Below are 15,913 nucleotides of genomic sequence, written 5' to 3'. Positions count from 1 at the left end.
CTTCCGCCTCGCCTGGCGACCGTCGCCCGGCGCCAGGGACGCCGCCAACGTAATGACCGCCCCGACGGAGACCGCTCTGACTCCTCGCGGGCTCACATACACGATCACCGGCACCGGGCTGGCGAGGATCTCCTTCGCGATGTCGCTCATGGATCCGCCGACCCGCCGGGAGTGTCCGGCTCGATGACGTACGGGCCATAGCCCTGCCGTGCCGTCCCCTCCAGGGCGTCCGCCACATGATCGGCGAACGGGTCCGCGGCACCCCATACCTAGGGACTCCATTTGCAGGCACACGGCTCCACTGCTCCCCCATCCCGCGAATATCGGCGTACGCCTACGGCAGGTCGGCGAAGCGTTCGACCCGGTCCGTACGGCCGGAAACAATGATCACATCGCCATGCCCGAGCTCAGTCTCCGCAGTTGCGTAAGTGAACTCCTCCTCTCGGGCTTTGACGGCCACGACCGTGACACCGTATCGGCGGCGCAGGCCAGATTGCCCGAGCGGAATGCCGACGAATTCCTTCGGAGGACGCATCTTGGCCAACGCGAAGTTGGCATCCACCTGCATGTAATCGAGCATGCGGCCGCTGACCAGATGGGCGACTCGCTCTCCCATGTCATGCTCGGGAAAAACCACGTGATGAACGCCGATCCGGCGCAGGATCCGCCCATGCTGCCGGCTGACCGCCTTGGCCCAAATATGGTCGATTTCCAGCTCGACGAGCAGGGAAGCGGTCAGGATGCTGGCTTCGAGGTCACTGCCGATCGCCACCACGGCGCGGTAGAAGTCGGGCACACCGAGCTGCTTCAAGGCCGCCAGGTCGGTGGAATCCGCCGTGGCGATGTCGGTGACCAGCCCCGAGAGGTCCTGCACGTGTTTGGGATTGTTGTCGATGCCCAGCACTTCTGTGCCGCGCTGGGTGAGTTCGATGGCGAGTGCACTGCCGAACCGTCCCAGTCCGATCACCGCCACCGGATCCCTGTTCTTGTCAGCCAACGATGACTCTCTCCTCCGGCAGCTGGTAGCGGCGGGCGCCGTCTCTTGAGCGACGGCGGAGCCCACGGTGAACGGACCGACCCGCCGCTGATCATCAGGGACGACGAAGCGCATCCAGCTGCAAAGACCACTACGCGAAGCCCGCGGACATCGCGATGCACATTGCCGCCGGACAGCCCGCCCGCCGACTCCCCAGCTCGGTGGCGAACTGCTGCGTGAGCAGCGCGGTGCCCATCAAGACAGCTACCCCCAACCTGGTGACGATCACCTGTTCCGGGTGCGGAAACCGGCTGGGGATTCCATGCCGCCGTTGATCACGCACCCCCGCGCTTGTGGAGCTGGCTGAACCTCGCCGGAACATCTCGCTCGTCGTCGAACCCACGCGCGACCACGATGCTGGTGAACGAATGCAGCAGGCGTCCATGTGTGGCAGGTCGGCCGGTTCGCCAGCCGTGGCGTCGCCGCGGTCGCCGAGGACGGCGACGCGCCGAGACTGATCAAGAAGGTGTCCAAGCGGCCCGGCGTGCGTGACGCGTTCGCCGCCGCGAGCGCTCCGATCGCACCGGGCAAAACTGTGACGTTCCAGGTCAAGGTACGGCCCGGCGACCGGGTCAGCATCGTCAGCATGCTCGTCAACACCAACGACGGCTCGTCGCCTGATACAAAGATCTCGGCACGGATGGCCTGAATGGGTGATACTCGACGGGCCCCGAGCGCGGGACTCATTCGTGCGAACTTAGCGGTTCAACCGATCGTCGCCCGAGTCACGTGCCCGATCTGCTCCGGGCTGGATTGCACGAAGTCGTTAATTGAGCGCAGGCGGACCCGCCTGCCATCGTTGTGGCCGGGTTCGTGGACTGTCGCGGCTTTGGGACTGCATCCCTCGAACGCGACTTCCAGGTCCCAGCCGTTACGCTGCAGGACGATCACAGGGCCGGATGATTGCGGGATGGTCTGCACGTCCCAGCCGTGTCGACGTGCCCGGTGGGCAAGTGCCTGCGGGTTCACCGAGTCATACTCCTTGTGTCGAACGGATGGCTTGAGCGGAGTTTGCCTTCGGATTGTCACGGTTCGGGTGCGGCAGGTAAACGGGAAGCAGATCCCTCCTATTAGGTGGACGGTCAGAAGCCTGGCTCAGGTTCCACCGCGGGGAACGTTGGCGGTTGCCATGGCAGCCTCCGGACGTGGCCACTCCAAGAGGCTGCCCAGTTGGTACTCATGTGGATGCGGGGGCGATTCAGTTGGTCTCCCGCCCGATGGCGCTGGTGGCCGACTCGCACGCCGGGCGAGCCGACGCGCCGCGGTTGCACCTGTTGTGGACGGTTGCCGGGACGACCGGGACAGCGATGATAGCGATGATGAGGTGGTGAATAGCCGGCACGTGGTCGCCGCCTACCCCTGGGAGCCCTTCCCGGTGACCGGGATGGTGTGCGGCAATTGCGGCGCCTCGCCGCCGACGGGGCAGATCCCACCCTGTGGATGGACAAGCCCTCGCCGGGAACCATGTTCCTATGCAGCCACGGGTGCTCGTGGATCAGCATGCTCGCCATGAACGGCGAGTACGCCGGCACCGTCTGGCTCACCGAGATGGGCTGGGCTGACTTGCCTTGATAGCAGAGACGTTCAGCCTGCCTCAAGCAGACGAACTCTCGCTTCTTGATCCACGCGCCCTACCATCTGATCCGTAGGGAAGGGCAGATGTCCTGTCAAGGCGCGGCTGTCCTGCTTAAGTTGTGATCGCCCTGAGTCGGCGTGCGGTCGTATAAGACGGTGTTGCTGTACGTGCTGCTGTACAGCCCGCATATCTCTGCGTCGCCGCACATGGTCGCCGGGCCGTCAGCGCCTGTTCAGTCCCCGCAGCACCGGCAGCCCCGTGCCGGAGTCAAGTACAAGGCGGTCGCCGAGCGGTCGGGCGAGCGCCACGGTGGTCGTCGCCGTCTTGAGAATCGCCGGACAAGGATGGCCAGAGCTGGAGCCCTCCTCGTCCATGTCGACCACCACCAGTTGGTCGGTCTCGTAAGCACGCGGCCCCTGAACGGTGTCGCAGGCGCCGAACCCGTAGCGGAGAAGCAGCTCGTCAGGCTTGCCGGCGACGAGGTCGAACGCCATCACCTCTTCGATGCCTCTCTGTGTCCGTTCGGGACGGGCGGTGACGGCCGAAGGGTCTACCGCCACGTGGACCTTCTTCTGCTCGACTCCCTCGACGGTGAACATCCAGGCGGGCACCTGGATTGTGCCGCGGCTGGTCTCCAGCGGGACCTTGCCCAGTCCGGCACCGGTGACCCGGAGCGGGCGGCATCTCTTGGCCGGGCACTCCTCTTCGATGAGGTCCGCCGATTTGCTGAATTCCTCGTACGCTCTCGCCGCCGAGATGAGCGGCACCTGCGAGACCTCGCCGTCCGGCCATCGCACATCGGCGCGGTGCGGGGCGTCCGTGGGTAGTTTGGCGGCCAACTGCCAGGCACCGTTGTGCGAGCTTCTGTTCACCCAGGCCGGGATTCGGCGCACATGGTTCCATCCGTGCGGGTTCAGGACTTCCAGCGCAACGAACCCTTTGCGCCAGGCGTGGTCGTCAGCCGAGCCCTGCCAGCGCTCCGCCACCTCCCGAGCACGCGTCTCGAACCCGTCAGACGAGGCGCCATGGGACCCGCCGGGCGAGGCCTCATGGTCCCCGCTGCAGGAGGACAGGAGAAGCACCAAAGACAGGCAGGCGATCATTCTTCGCATGAGGCCTCCTCCGTCCTATGATCGGCCAACGTCCGACGCCTCCGCTTGGCTTTCCGGGTTCTGACGATCTCCCCCTGGGGACGCACTCGACCAGCCTGCTCATCGGGTGGCGAGGATCGACGAAGTAGGTCCGCGAGATAGGCCATCCGGAACGGCCTGCCGGGGAGCCTGAACTGCCCGACGAGCCCCATCGGACGCTCGTGCCGAACGCCGTCAGGATTCGGTCAGGGAGTTCACGGCGCAGGGTGCCGATGTCCTCGTTCACAAATGGCGTTGCCCCCGGCGGGGTAGAGCTCGATCCACCTTACGGAGTTGGCGGGACCTCATGAGACGCGGTGCACAGGAGCCGCGCTTGTATGAGATTCTCCAGGAGACCTTGGTCGAATTCCGCCAGCTCATCGCGCCGAATCGTTGCCCCAGCCCCGGCGAGAAGCCTCTCGCAGGGCGCAACGTATTCCGGAGGTACCATCACCAGGGCGTCGGCGGTGCCGATGATGGCACCTTCCGGGTCCGCGGTCCAATGAAGGATTCCCTCGGGGTGGACATGAAAGCTCCTGCTCTGCCTTTCTCCGAGGACCTCCGCGACGGGCGGCACCGGAAGTGGAGCGAAACGCTGCCGACGAGCGCCGATCAGGCGGCCCGCCAGCTCGCTGATATCCAGGGCGGACATTAGCTGAAAGATCTCGGTTACCGCCGTGGCCACTTCGGCGATGGCGGATTCGTCTCCCGCAAGGGCATTGGGAGGAAGTTCCCGTTTCATCGCGGCGCTGTCAGACAGGCTGGCGAGTATCACACGTAAGACATCTTCCGTCTTTGTCGCCCATACGGTCAGGGTGAGGTGCAAGCTCGGCGTATCGATGCTGGCGCCGGAATGCCACCAGCCGCGCGGTATCCAGAGGACATCTCCTTTTTCGAGGGTTACCTCCAGAGTCGGCTGGTCGGTGGCGTGATCGGCGTCAGGTGCCCACAGCCGCCAGTTTTTACTTCCTTCGGCCTGTGCCAACCAGGCATGATAGGGATCGCGGTGTGCCCCGAAGCCGCGCGCGGCAGATGGCGTGAGGTACGCGTTGGCGAATACCGGGTGGCCGATCTCGGACGACAGTCGCCGACACAGGTCGCCGAGTGGCGGCCAGAATCGGTTGAGTCCCTGGAGGACCAGGGTCGCGCCACCCGCGAGCGCGGACACCATTCGCGCCGGGTCCATGAGCCCTGTAAGACCCAGCGACGTCGCTTCCTCTGGCCGGCAGAGGAAATCCTGCGAGATCAGCTGATTATCTTGCACCATCCGGAATGCGGGCGCCTGAATAGTGCGGTCATTGATTATCCTGTCGATGTTATCCCAGGTCAGGAGCGCTTCAAGACTCTTGGCGCTGCCTACGCTCCGGTACGGGGTGGTCGGCCATTGCGAGCTGAAGAGGGCCGGATCTCCGAGGGCTGGAAGAATGCGCGGCCATGACGGCGGGTCCATCGGGATCACCACACTACCTCGCAATATACGATTAGCGGCAGGACATCGACCATCGGCAGACTCCAAACAGCGTAAACCTGTTGAAAGTAACTGTCGCGGCGGGGAGTGTCAAGAGTTCTAACCACACCTACAGCCGTCTCCCGCGCCCTGCAATGTATCGGGGAACGCGACTTCGCCCTGATCAAAGGCCGTTGGTGAATTCAGCGCATCACCATCAACCCCCGTGGAGTCGGCGACATAGCCCGCGCGCGCACTCTTCCTCACTCACTTCGAACACGATCACCTACAGTTCGGACGCAATCACCTACAGCGAATTCGGTGACCCGCTTCACTCCTAGAATGGCCAAGTCACATTGCATTGACATCGGGCGCACCGAACTTCACCATGGAACACAGTCGGAGGTTCCGACGCTTTAGGACGGAGATGCCATATGGCAATCAGAGACACACTGCGCGCGATGGACGAGTCGGATGCCCCGAAGTTTCGGGCCACCGGTGAGGAGAAGGCCCTTGCGGCCGGCGGCCGTAAGGACAAGGGGGACTCATTGTTTGAGTACCAGCGCGCCTTTGTCATGGAGAACATCAACGAGGCGTAGCTGACCCGGCCCACTGCGGCCCTGCTGCCTTCCCCGGCAGAAGGGCCGCGTCTATCCCGTTGACAGATCGAGAATTCGACTGCTGAAGGGTGGCTAGAGTCGAAACATGGGTAAGCCGCACCCGCTGATCGCTCTTATTGATGAGATCGGCATTTTCGATGGCACTTCGAATAAGCACCATATGCTACTCAAGGAGGCGGTGCCCGTCTCCGCTCTTATGAATATGTCCGAGTTCAAACAGGTCATCGACATGCCCTTGTTGCGGAGGCCCTACTTCACCGTCATGAAGGAGGGCGTGGCGGCGAACCCCGACCTGGTCACCCGCACCGAGCGCGTCGGCGGCAACGAGATCACCGGCCTGGCGAACGCCGCGGCGATCCACGCGGCCATGGCCCAGGGTGCGACGGTCAAGCTGAACCAGATGGAGGACTGGCACAAGCCGACCCGCGACCTGGTGGCCGAGTTGAGCGAACGGATCCCGGCGGAGATCAAGGCGTACGTGTTCTTCACCCCGAAGGAGAGCCGGGGGACGCGTCCGCACCGGGACGCCTCCCACGTGATCGTGGTGCAGCTCGCCGGAACCAAGGACTGGCGGCTCTACGCCCAGCCGCAGCACGTCAGCGCGAGGTCGGGCCTGATCGACGTCGACCTGGACGACTGCAGCCACCGGTTCACGATGGAGCCCGGCGACCTGCTCTACCTGCCGCACGGCTGGCCGCATGTCCCGCACACCCGAGACCAGGACTCACTCCACATGACGCTCACGCTCACCGAGCCGACACCGATGGACCTGGTCGAGGCGATGCTGGAGACGTTCCGTGAAGACTGCCACGACCTGATGGGGCAGCAGTCCCGCCTGTACGTGGAGGACAAGGCGGAGGCCGTGGCAAAGGCGCTCGGCCACCATGCGCAGGACGTCCCGGACGAGCGGATTCTCACTGCCGCGCTGCGCAGGATGCGCAGGAGGATCGCATGACAGGCACGGACCAGCACCCACGCTCCGCCCCTGGGACCCTCAGGGATCTCGTCGGCGAACCGAGCGACTTCTTCGACGACGTCTGGAACACGTTCCCCTACCAGTACCAGGCGGAGGACGCGCCCGGCCTGCTGACGCCGGCGGAGCTGTGGGACGAGTTCGACTGCGGGCTGATCGTCCGGCCGTGGGTGAGCCTGACGTACCCGCACGGGCTGTCGGCGGCCAGGCGGGACGCGGCCTTCCAGACACGCGTCGTCGTCAACAACGACCTGGTGGGCTACCCGGTCCCGGAGGAGTTCCGCCGTGCCTATGAGGGCGGCGCGAGCATCGTCGTGGATCGTCCCGAGCTGTGGAGCCCGCGGATCGCGGCCCTGGTGGCCAGCCTCGCGGCCGGGTTCCGCGGCGACGTGTGGTCCACCCTGGTGCTGGCCCCGCCGCACGCGGCCACCACAGAGCTGGACGCCGCGCCGGACGGCGGCCACTCCTTCGTCCTCCATCTGGCGGGCCACTGCTCCTGGACAGCGGGCGGGCAGGCTCCAGGAGCGTTCAGCGCGGACCTGGCCGCCGGCGGCGTTCTGTACCTGCCACCTGGCTGCGAGCGTACGGCGCGCATCGGCGCGGACGGGGCGCTCATGCTGGTCATCAGCGTTGTGGAGATCATGGCCGGGCGGCTCGCCGAGATCATGGGCGCGCTGTTCCTGCGCGGCGCCGGGCGGGAGATCGAGGATTGCCACCACGAAATGACCAGCAGCGAGAAGATCGCCTGGGTGCGTGAGGCGCTGTGCAGGCACCTCGCGGAGGAGGACCCGCAGCAGGCGCTCGCGATCGCGCTGCGGAACCGATGAAGGAGGCGACTCTGGAGGGCACCCGCCTGCCCGAGGTGTCCCCAGGTGAGGCCACGCCCGGCGAACAGGTGCTGGAGTCCATCCTGGCGCAGCGGCGCGTGCGCGCCGCGCACCGGTGCGGGCGGCACATCCTCGTGGAAGCAGAGGTGCCGAGGCCAGACCGGCCAGTGCCCGTGCCTTTCGTACTGAACTACTCCATCGACACGGACGGCCGGTGGGAGCTGGCGCGAGCGGACGGTTACGCCGGCGCGGTCTGCGTCCGGGACGATGAGACGTACCTGTACCTCGGGACCGCTCCCGACGCCACTGACCGCCAAGTGATCTGGCAGGTCCGCGACGGTGTCTCCAGCCTGGTCCTGGAGACCGGCCGAGGCGTTGTCTCGTTCGCGGCAGGAGAGAACGTCGTGGTCGCTGCCTTGTGGGCCGGCCCCGGGGCGCGCTCCCTGGCGGCTGATGACGAGGAAGCCCGCAGGTGGCGAACCACTGGTGAGAGCGCGGCCTTCCCCGCCGGGGACGTGTGGCCGCTGCTCGGCCACCGGGTGGACGGGTCCGTCCTGCGGCTGGCGCGCGTACGGCTCGACGACCACGACGCCGCCCCCGAGGCGTGTCTGCTGGACATCTCCCTCCCCGGCGACACCGGGTTCACCGGCCAGGTCGCCGTCACTCCTGATGGTCGGCGGTGCGCGGCCGGCGTGGTCCGCTTCATCCCCGACGGGCACCGGCGCTTCGGGCTCTATGTGTTCCCCGTCGCCGAGCCGGGAGCCGGGCGGCATGTCTGGGTGGACGACATCGACCTGAGGGCCGCCGTCGCATCGCCTGACGGTGCCTGGTTCGCTTGTACCGGTGAGCGTGTGGCGACGCCCCGCCAGGCCCCTCATCAGTGCGTGGTATTCGTGGCCGGCGATGAGCAACGGGTCAGGACGGCCGATCACGACGACTGGCTGGTCCCGCATGCCTGGCACGGCGACCGCACGGTGCTGTGCTTGGGAGAGCACGATGGCCGCAGGCTGCTGCGTCGGGTTCACCTGGACGGGCGGGTCTCGGCGCCGTTGGAGGTCACCGGGTCGGTCAGCGCGGTGACGGTCGCCGGCGACGAGGCCCTCGTGGTCACCTCGGCGATCTCCCGGCCCCCGGAGGTGGTGGCCCTGCCGCTCGGTGACGGCCCCGTGTCGGTGACCGGGTACGCGCCGGCGATGCAGGACTTCCTGGAAGGACGGCTCGTCCGCCGCGCCTTCACGGCACCCGACGGCTCGTCCTGGAGCGGCTGGCTCTGCCTGCCGCCGGACGAGCCGGTGAGCCCGCTGCCGGTGCTCGTCTGGTGTCACGGCGGCCCTGTGGTGAGCTGGACGGACTGGTCGTGGCGGTGGAACCCGTGGCCGTGGGTGGCCGAGGGCTATGCGGTGCTGATGATCGACCCGCCGATGTCCGCCGGCTACGGCCGTGACGCGGTGAGCCGTGGCTGGGGCCAGTGGCTCACCGAGATCGCGCGGGTAGCCGTCCAGCAGGTGCGGGGCGTCATCGCCGCCGACCCCGTGCTGGACGGGACCAGGGTCGCCGTGATGGGCGCCAGCCTCGGCGGGTGGCTGTCCATCGCGCTGGCCACGATGATGCCGGAGGTCAGGCTGGTCGCCAGTCACGCCGGGTGGGTCGACAGCGCCGCCGTCGCCCGTACCTGCGACCTGCACTGGCACTGGCTCCGCGAGTACGGCCCGCCTGGCGACCCGGCCTACGCCCGGGCCACCGCCGGCCTGTCCGGAGTCGGCAGGAGTACGAGAGTGCTGCTGTCCCACGGCGTCCGGGACGGGCACGTGCCCGTCTACGAGGCGCTCGGCATCCACCGCGAGCTCACGGCAGGCGGCGTTGACGCCCGGCTCATGATCATGCCCGATGAGGGTCACTCCATCAGGCGGACCGGGAATGTGCTGGCCTGGTTCCGCTGGGTCCGTAACGCCTGTGCCGAGACGTTGAAGGAGCCACAGTGACGACGGCGAGCATGACCGCGGGCAGCCGGACCGCGGCGAGCCGGGACTCCCGCGACTACTGGATCACGTCACCTTCCTTGGATGGCCAGGTCACCACGACCGCCCTCCGCACCCGGTCCCTTCGGGAGACGGAGGCCATCGCACGGGAGTGCCTCGACCGCTGCGGCATCACCCGGATAGCCGACGTGACCGACCTGGACACCGTGGGCATCCCCGTTTACCACAGCATGCGTCCGGCGGCAGCGCCCGGGCTGAACACCGTCACGAGCGGCAAGGGCTCGACCAGGGAGGTCGCCCGCGTCTCCGCCATCATGGAGGCGATCGAGCGGACATGGTGCGAGTTGTACGAGGACGCGGTGGTCAACGCCTCCTACCGGGAACTGCTCGAAAGCGGCACTCCGGTGCTCGACCCGAGGCGCCTCATCCTCCGCCGGGACCACACGTGGGCCGAAGACGCTCCGATGGGCTGGTGGCCTGCCCATGAGCTCGCGAGCGACACAAAGACCCTCGTGCCCGCGCTGTCCGTCTTCACCCCCTATCCCCGTGAACACGGCATGTTCAGCTCCAACACGATCGGCCTCGCCGTGGGCAACACCGCCCAGGAAGCATTCCTGCACGGGCTGCTGGAGGTGATCGAGCATGACTGCACGGCCTTCGGGGAGTCGCTCCGCCAGGGCTACCGAATCCGTCCCGAGTCGCTGCCCGACGAGCCGGCCCGGTTGTTCGCGATGCTCGAACGGGCGGGCATCGAGGTTCAGATGTACCTCTACCTGACGGAGATCGGGGTGCCCACGATCCAGGTCACGACGGAAGACGTCCACGACCAGGACGGGATGCTCTTCAACGGGGGCGTCGGCTGCCACCTGGACCCTGAGATCGCCTCGGTCCGGGCACTCACCGAGGCGGCGCAGTCCAGGGTCAACATCATCGCCGGAGCACGGGAGGACTTCGACCGCCAGGCCTACCGGAGGCACACCTCCTACGACGGGCTGAAAGAGATGTACCACGCGTGGGCGGTGGGCCGTGAGGAGATCAACTTCGCTGACATCCCGTCTCGTACGACAGGAACTGTCAGCGGTGATCTCGACCTGGCGTTGGCCGGCCTGCTCAACGTCGGCATCGGCACGATCCTGGTCACGGAGCTGGCCCCCGGCGGCTTCCCGTTCTCGGTGACGAAGGTGATCGTTCCGGGCTTGGAGGTGTATCACGAGGACCAGAAGCGGCTCGGTCCCCGCCTGAGTGCGAGAATACGGGAACTGGCCGCCGCCGGATCGCTGGGAGACAACCGGTGACGACCATCACCGTCTTCGTCGGCCCATCCTTGCGCCCGGCCGACATCGACGCTCTCCGGGACCAGGCGCAGGCCGGCGGCGTCCAGCTCGACGTACGCCCGCCGGCGTGCCGTGGCGACCTCGTCGCCTTGTGCGACACGGGCCACGCGGCCGCCGTCCTGCTGCTCGACGGGGAGTTCGGCCAGAACTTCGCCGTCAGCATCGCCGAGATCCGTGCCGTGCTGGCGGCGGGAATGCCCGTACACGGGGCCTCCTCCATGGGCGTGCTGAGGGCCGTGGAGTGCAGGACGCTCGGCATGACCGGCAGCGGCTGGGTGTACGAGCGGTACCTGTCCGGGGAGATCGACGCCGACGCCGAGGTGGCTCTCATGTTCGACCCGGAGAATTTCGAGCCGGCCACGATTCCGCTGGTGAACGTCCGCTGGTTGATCGCGGAGAAGGTCAGGACGGGAGAGCTGACCCCGCACTGCGGCGCCTCGGCGCTGCTGGCGGCGGCCGAGATCAACTTCCGTGAACGGCGGCCATCGCGACTCGCGTCGGCATGGCGGAGCCGCCTCGGCGGTGGAGCCCACGCTCTTGAGCCGGAGCTGGCCGACGGCAACCGCGACAGGTGGGACCGCAAGCGACTGGACGGCATCGAGGCCCTGCGTGCTTTGACCAGAAGCGCGACGGGACAGAAGGAAGGGAGAAGATGAGCCCAGCGCATTTTCATGTCCGGCCAGCAGGGCGAGCCGCTCGGAACGCCCGCGACCGCAGGCGACAAGAGGCACGGATCCGGGCGTGGAGACGTGGTGGAAGCCGCCCCTGCACGTCGAGGAGCGCATGATGGCGGCTCAGGCAACCGCTCCGAGTGAAGTCAGCGGGGCAGGCACCGCGACCCCGGAACGCGCGTTGGACGGCATCGCGCGGGTCCGCGAGCTGATGGCCATTGTCCGGGGCGACGCCAAGCACGCCGCGGCTGCGGAGTCCACAACGGATGCCCTCTGGGTGCTCTACGATCGGGTCCTTCATGCGGGGAATGAGCGCGACCGCTTCTACCTGTCCAAGGGACACGGGCCGATGGCCTACTACGCGATCCTGGCCGTCAAGGGGCTCATCGATCCCGCCGAGCTCTATCGGTTCGGCGCCTTTCACTCGATGCTCGGCCATCATCCGGACCGCATCAAGGTTCCTGGCGTCGACATATCCAGCGGATCGCTGGGACACGGCCTCCCGCTGGCCGTGGGCTCCGCGGTGGGTTTGCGGGCACTCGGACGAGCGGGTCGCATCTGGGTGCTCATCGGTGACGGGGAACTCGATGAGGGATCCAACGCGGAGGCCATCGCCTACGCCGGGCGGGCTCGGCTCGAAGCGCTGCACGTCGTCCTGATCGACAACCACTCGGCGACCCAGGGCTGGCCTGGTGGCGTGGAAGAGCGGTTCCGGGTCGAAGGCTGGTCCTGCGCGAGAGTGGACGGCCGTGACCACCAGGCATTGGAGGCCGCCTACCGTGAAGAGCACAGAGGGCGGCCGAGAGTCGTCGTCGCCGATGTCGGCGCGGCCGGCAGCAGGGAGGTTCGTCCCTGATGGCTGGAACGATGCGCCAGCGCTTCGTCGACGTGACCAGCGAGCTGCTGGACACGAACGGCAACCTGGCCGTACTCACCGCCGACCTGAGCACCGAGATGTTCAGCCACGCCAGGAAACGGCATCCGGCGAGGGTCATCAATGTCGGGATTCGCGAGCAGCTGCTGATCAGCATGACGGGCGGGATATCGCTTGTCGGAATGCGTCCCATCGCGCACAGCTTCGCCCCGTTCCTGATCGAGCGCCCCTTCGAACAGATCAAGCTCGACCTGAACCATCAGGGCGTTGGGGCGGTCCTCGTGAGCGCGGGCGCGTCTTACGACATCGCGAGCGGCGGGCGTACCCATCAGTCGCCTGGCGATGTCGCGCTCCTGAGCACGCTGCCTGACTGGACCATCCACGTCCCCGGCCACGCCGACGAGGCCGAGGTCATGCTCCGGGACGCCGCCGCCCGCGACGACCTCATCTACATCAGGTTGTCGAACCAGAGCAACAGGCAGCCGTACGCCACGCCAGGCAACGACCGCCTCACCATGCTGCGTACCGGGACGCAGGCGACGGTCATAGCGGTCGGGCCGCTGTGCGACGCGGTGCTGGAGGCGACCGCGGACCTGGACGTCAACGTCCTGTACGCGGCAACGGTACGGCCGTTCGACGGGGACACGCTCCGGCAGTCGGTCGCCGGTCAGGCAGTGCCCCGAGTCGTCCTCGTCGAGCCGATGCTGGAAGGAACCTCCAGCACAGAAGTCCTGCGCAGCCTGAGCGGCAAGCCGGTCAGGCTTCTTCCGCTAGGCGTCGCCAGGGAGGAACTGCGGTATTACGGCACTCCCGCTCAGCATGCGATCGCTCACGGGCTGGACGCCGCCGGGCTCCGCCGGTCAATCAGCTTCTTCATCAACGAACAGTAAATGGCGAGGACAAGCAGCGGCATTCGCGACAGTAACGCGCGACAGAGGCCAGGACGGTATGACAGCGGATCTGCGATTCGGCGTGAGCCTGACGACACTTGAGGACAGAGCGTCCTGGGCCGACAAATGCCGGCGCGCCGAGGATCTCGGCTATCACGTGATTACGGTACCCGACCACCTCAGCATGCCGGCGCCTTTACCGGCGTGCGTCCTTGCCGCAGAAGCGACGACGAACATCCGGGTCGGCACCTATGTCAGCAACGCCTCCTTCTACAACCCGGTGTTGTTCGTGAGGGACGTCGTAACGAGCGGCCAACTCACTGACGGCCGACTTGAAATAGGGCTCGGCGCCGGCTGGGCAAGGCGTGAGTTCGACCAGACAGGCATTCCGTTCGAGTCGGCGGCCAAGCGCGTCGACCGACTTGCCGAGACGGTAGCCGAACTGGGTCGCGCGTACCACCACCGGACCGACAGGCCGCCTCTTCTCATCGGCGGCAGTGGTGACCGGGTGCTGCGGATGGCGGCCCGGCACGCCGACATCGTGTCGTTCTCCGGCACCGCGTTCGACCCGCAGGGCTGGGGAATGGCGTATCTGACCGCAGAGGAGGTGAACGAGCGAGTCGCGCTGGTCGATGCCGAACTAGGCAGGCTCGGTCGAGATGACGTGCGGCGCAACATCATCGTGCTGCGTACCCAGGTGACGGACAATCGGCCGGCGGCACTGGAAGACTACTCACGCTTCCTGAAAGGGACGATGAGTCCGGACCAGATCGACGAATTGCCTGCCGTCCTGATCGGCAGCCCCGAGGAGATCGCTCAGCAGGTGCTCACGCGCCACAAGAAGTTCGGCTTCAGTTACTTCACCGTCCAGGAGGCGGCGCTGGATACATTCGCGACCGTCCTACCACTCCTCACCTGACCGAATGTCCATGGCCATACGGAAGTGGCTCAGGCCCCCACCTTTCGGACGATCACGTTGACGGCTGCTGACGACAATGGTGCAGAGTCGAACTGCCCACCGCGCACGCCAGGCAGGCGGCATGACGGGCACCGGGACGACCCCCCAGAGCCAGCGCCACCATCTGCAGCATCGACAGATCCGCCAGGCACTGCTCGATACGGCCCCAGGTCATCGGGTCGGGTCAACGCGTCCTCCGCCGGAGCCGGTGAGTTCATCGATGTGGCGGAGCCGACGTAGCGGAGAGAAGAACGCGATCAGCCAACCGACGGCCAGCACAGATGAACCGATCCAGATGGCCGTCCGCACTCCGGCATAAGCGCCGATCAGCCCACCTGCGATGGAGCCCGCCGACAACGACCCCATGAACAGGAATCGGAAGCCGGCGTTCATCCGGCCGAGCATCCCGTCGGAGGTGACCGACTGCCGCAGGCTCACTGCGAGCACGTTCTCCACGCCGAAGGTCACGGTCGCGATCACCCATCCGGCGGCGCCCACCCACAGCAGCGGGCCGCGTTCCATCAGGCCCGTCAGCAGCGCGAAGGGGGCTGTGCACATCCCGACCAGCCAGATACCGCGGCCGAGCCCGAGGCGACGGCCGATCGTCGGCGCGGCCAGCGCCCCGCAGAACGCGCCGACTCCGCTGGCGGACAACAGCACGCCGAGAGTCCCGGTCGGGAGACGCAGTTCGGCGACGAACAGCACCAGGAACGAGACTAGGCAGATCTGCTCGGCGAAGTTCGCCACAGCCCCCTTGATCACCAGCGGGCGCAGCACCGGGTTGGTGAGCACGTAGCGCAAGCCCATGCCCACATCTCGCCAGAGCGGTCCGCGGGCGGCTGCCTCAGGCGCCGGCTCCCGCACGCGAATCCGCCGGACGAACAGCGCCGACCAGAGGAAGCTCCCGGCGTCCACGAGGACCGCGAGCGGCGGCCCGAGCAGTTGCACCACGAACCCGCCGAGTCCTCGCCCCGACACCTTGGCGGCCTCGTCCAGCCCACTCAGGCTCGCATTGGCCGAGGTGAGACGGTCGCGCCCCACAATGTGCGGAAGGTAACTGAGGTGCGCGATGTCGAAGAACACCGTCGCCATGCCGGCGAGCAGCGCGACCGCGTAGAGCTGGACGAGCGTGAGCGCTCCGAGCGCCCAGGCCGCAGGGATCGAGGCGATCAGCGCGGCCCTGGTCAGGTCGGCGGCGATAAGGACGCCGCGCTTACGAGTCCGGTCCACCCACACCCCAGCAGGCAAACCGATCAGCAGGAACGAGACCGTGCTGAGAGCGGCGAGCACGCCGACCTCAACGGGGCCGGCGTGCAGCACAACCTGGGCCAGCACAGGCAGCGCGACGTAGCCGACATGAGTGCCGAACTTACTCACGATGTTGGCGATGTACAGAGCGCGGAACTGCTGGTGGGCCAGAATACTGCGCCGAATCCATCCGGCGGGTGTCGTCGCAGTCGTCACCTCGGGCTGACTCCTCACCGCGTCGGAAACTCCACGTTCCGTTCCCCTTCGACATTCGCTGCAACGTTCATTGAACTCCAATACCTTGTCAAGGCTTGCGGCCGGTACATTGAGTCCCGTCTGCCCGTGCCATG

General features: G+C 66.8%; 16 protein-coding genes. 11 read left to right on the top strand and 5 right to left on the bottom strand.

The genetic code is table 11. The annotated features are described in order from the left end of the window. Positions 1-334: 334 nt before the first annotated feature. Entirely contained in the window at positions 335-997 is a 663-nt protein-coding gene (locus tag EDD27_RS03360) for a potassium channel family protein (protein ID WP_241563843.1), read from the bottom strand. A 424-nt stretch (positions 998-1,421) separates the two neighbouring features. Here EDD27_RS03360 and EDD27_RS03355 point away from each other — a divergent pair, with 424 nt between their 5' ends. After that, entirely contained in the window at positions 1,422-1,685 is a 264-nt protein-coding gene (locus EDD27_RS03355; RefSeq protein ID WP_127931017.1) for a spondin domain-containing protein, read from the top strand. A gap of 56 nt (positions 1,686-1,741) precedes the next feature. On the opposite strand, the gene EDD27_RS03350 is transcribed toward EDD27_RS03355, so the two are convergent. After that, positions 1,742-2,005, bottom strand: coding sequence for a hypothetical protein (locus tag EDD27_RS03350; RefSeq protein ID WP_127931016.1), 264 nt, complete (start codon positions 2,003-2,005; stop codon positions 1,742-1,744). A 429-nt stretch (positions 2,006-2,434) separates the two neighbouring features. Here EDD27_RS03350 and EDD27_RS53885 point away from each other — a divergent pair, with 429 nt between their 5' ends. Beyond that, entirely contained in the window at positions 2,435-2,608 is a 174-nt protein-coding gene (locus EDD27_RS53885) for a hypothetical protein (protein ID WP_164903459.1), read from the top strand. Between the two features lie 225 nt (positions 2,609-2,833). Here EDD27_RS53885 and EDD27_RS03345 read toward each other — a convergent pair whose 3' ends face one another. Both EDD27_RS03345 and EDD27_RS03340 read right to left on the bottom strand, forming a co-directional pair. Beyond that, a complete protein-coding gene (locus EDD27_RS03345) occupies positions 2,834-3,724 on the bottom strand; it encodes a hypothetical protein (protein ID WP_127931015.1) in 891 nt (296 codons plus the stop codon). A 304-nt stretch (positions 3,725-4,028) separates the two neighbouring features. Next, positions 4,029-5,204 carry a cupin domain-containing protein gene (locus EDD27_RS03340; protein WP_164903458.1) on the bottom strand — a complete coding sequence of 392 codons (1,176 nt, stop codon included), beginning with the start codon at positions 5,202-5,204 and terminating at the stop codon, positions 4,029-4,031. Between the two features lie 446 nt (positions 5,205-5,650). Between EDD27_RS03340 and EDD27_RS53880 the strand changes: the two genes are divergently transcribed. The 9 genes from EDD27_RS53880 (at position 5,651) to EDD27_RS03300 (ending at position 14,276) form a co-directional block, all read left to right on the top strand. Continuing rightward, positions 5,651-5,788, top strand: a complete 138-nt coding sequence (locus EDD27_RS53880; protein ID WP_164903457.1) for a hypothetical protein — start codon at positions 5,651-5,653, stop codon at positions 5,786-5,788. A gap of 223 nt (positions 5,789-6,011) precedes the next feature. Further along, positions 6,012-6,764, top strand: a complete 753-nt coding sequence (locus EDD27_RS03335) for a cupin domain-containing protein (protein WP_241563842.1) — start codon at positions 6,012-6,014, stop codon at positions 6,762-6,764. Then, complete coding sequence (locus EDD27_RS03330; protein ID WP_127931012.1) at positions 6,761-7,609, top strand: hypothetical protein; 849 nt, start codon at positions 6,761-6,763, stop codon at positions 7,607-7,609. The genes EDD27_RS03335 and EDD27_RS03330 overlap by 4 nt, the downstream gene beginning before the upstream one ends. Next, positions 7,606-9,591: an alpha/beta hydrolase family protein gene (locus EDD27_RS03325; RefSeq protein WP_127931011.1), complete on the top strand. Its 1,986-nt coding sequence runs from the start codon at positions 7,606-7,608 to the stop codon at positions 9,589-9,591. Before EDD27_RS03330 ends, EDD27_RS03325 begins: the two co-directional genes overlap by 4 nt. Then, on the top strand, positions 9,588-10,883 hold the full coding sequence (locus EDD27_RS03320) for a YcaO-like family protein (protein WP_127931010.1): 1,296 nt from the start codon (positions 9,588-9,590) through the stop codon (positions 10,881-10,883). The genes EDD27_RS03325 and EDD27_RS03320 overlap by 4 nt, the downstream gene beginning before the upstream one ends. Further along, positions 10,880-11,578, top strand: a complete 699-nt coding sequence (locus tag EDD27_RS03315) for a TfuA-like protein (RefSeq protein ID WP_127931009.1) — start codon at positions 10,880-10,882, stop codon at positions 11,576-11,578. Before EDD27_RS03320 ends, EDD27_RS03315 begins: the two co-directional genes overlap by 4 nt. A 226-nt stretch (positions 11,579-11,804) precedes the next feature. Further along, entirely contained in the window at positions 11,805-12,449 is a 645-nt protein-coding gene (locus EDD27_RS03310) for a thiamine pyrophosphate-dependent enzyme (protein WP_241564774.1), read from the top strand. Between the two features lie 11 nt (positions 12,450-12,460). Further along, the gene (locus EDD27_RS03305) at positions 12,461-13,357 is read left to right on the top strand and encodes a transketolase family protein (RefSeq protein ID WP_127940466.1); all 897 of its coding nucleotides are present in this window, start codon (positions 12,461-12,463) and stop codon (positions 13,355-13,357) included. Between the two features lie 58 nt (positions 13,358-13,415). Continuing rightward, complete coding sequence (locus EDD27_RS03300; RefSeq protein WP_164903455.1) at positions 13,416-14,276, top strand: TIGR03621 family F420-dependent LLM class oxidoreductase; 861 nt, start codon at positions 13,416-13,418, stop codon at positions 14,274-14,276. A gap of 210 nt (positions 14,277-14,486) precedes the next feature. Here EDD27_RS03300 and EDD27_RS03295 read toward each other — a convergent pair whose 3' ends face one another. Further along, positions 14,487-15,779, bottom strand: a complete 1,293-nt coding sequence (locus EDD27_RS03295; protein WP_206641210.1) for an MFS transporter — start codon at positions 15,777-15,779, stop codon at positions 14,487-14,489. Between the last annotated feature and the right edge of the window lie 134 nt (positions 15,780-15,913).

The organism is Nonomuraea polychroma, from assembly GCF_004011505.1.
GTDB classification, from domain to species: domain Bacteria; phylum Actinomycetota; class Actinomycetes; order Streptosporangiales; family Streptosporangiaceae; genus Nonomuraea; species Nonomuraea polychroma.
This window is presented reverse-complemented; position numbering and strand designations above follow the sequence as displayed.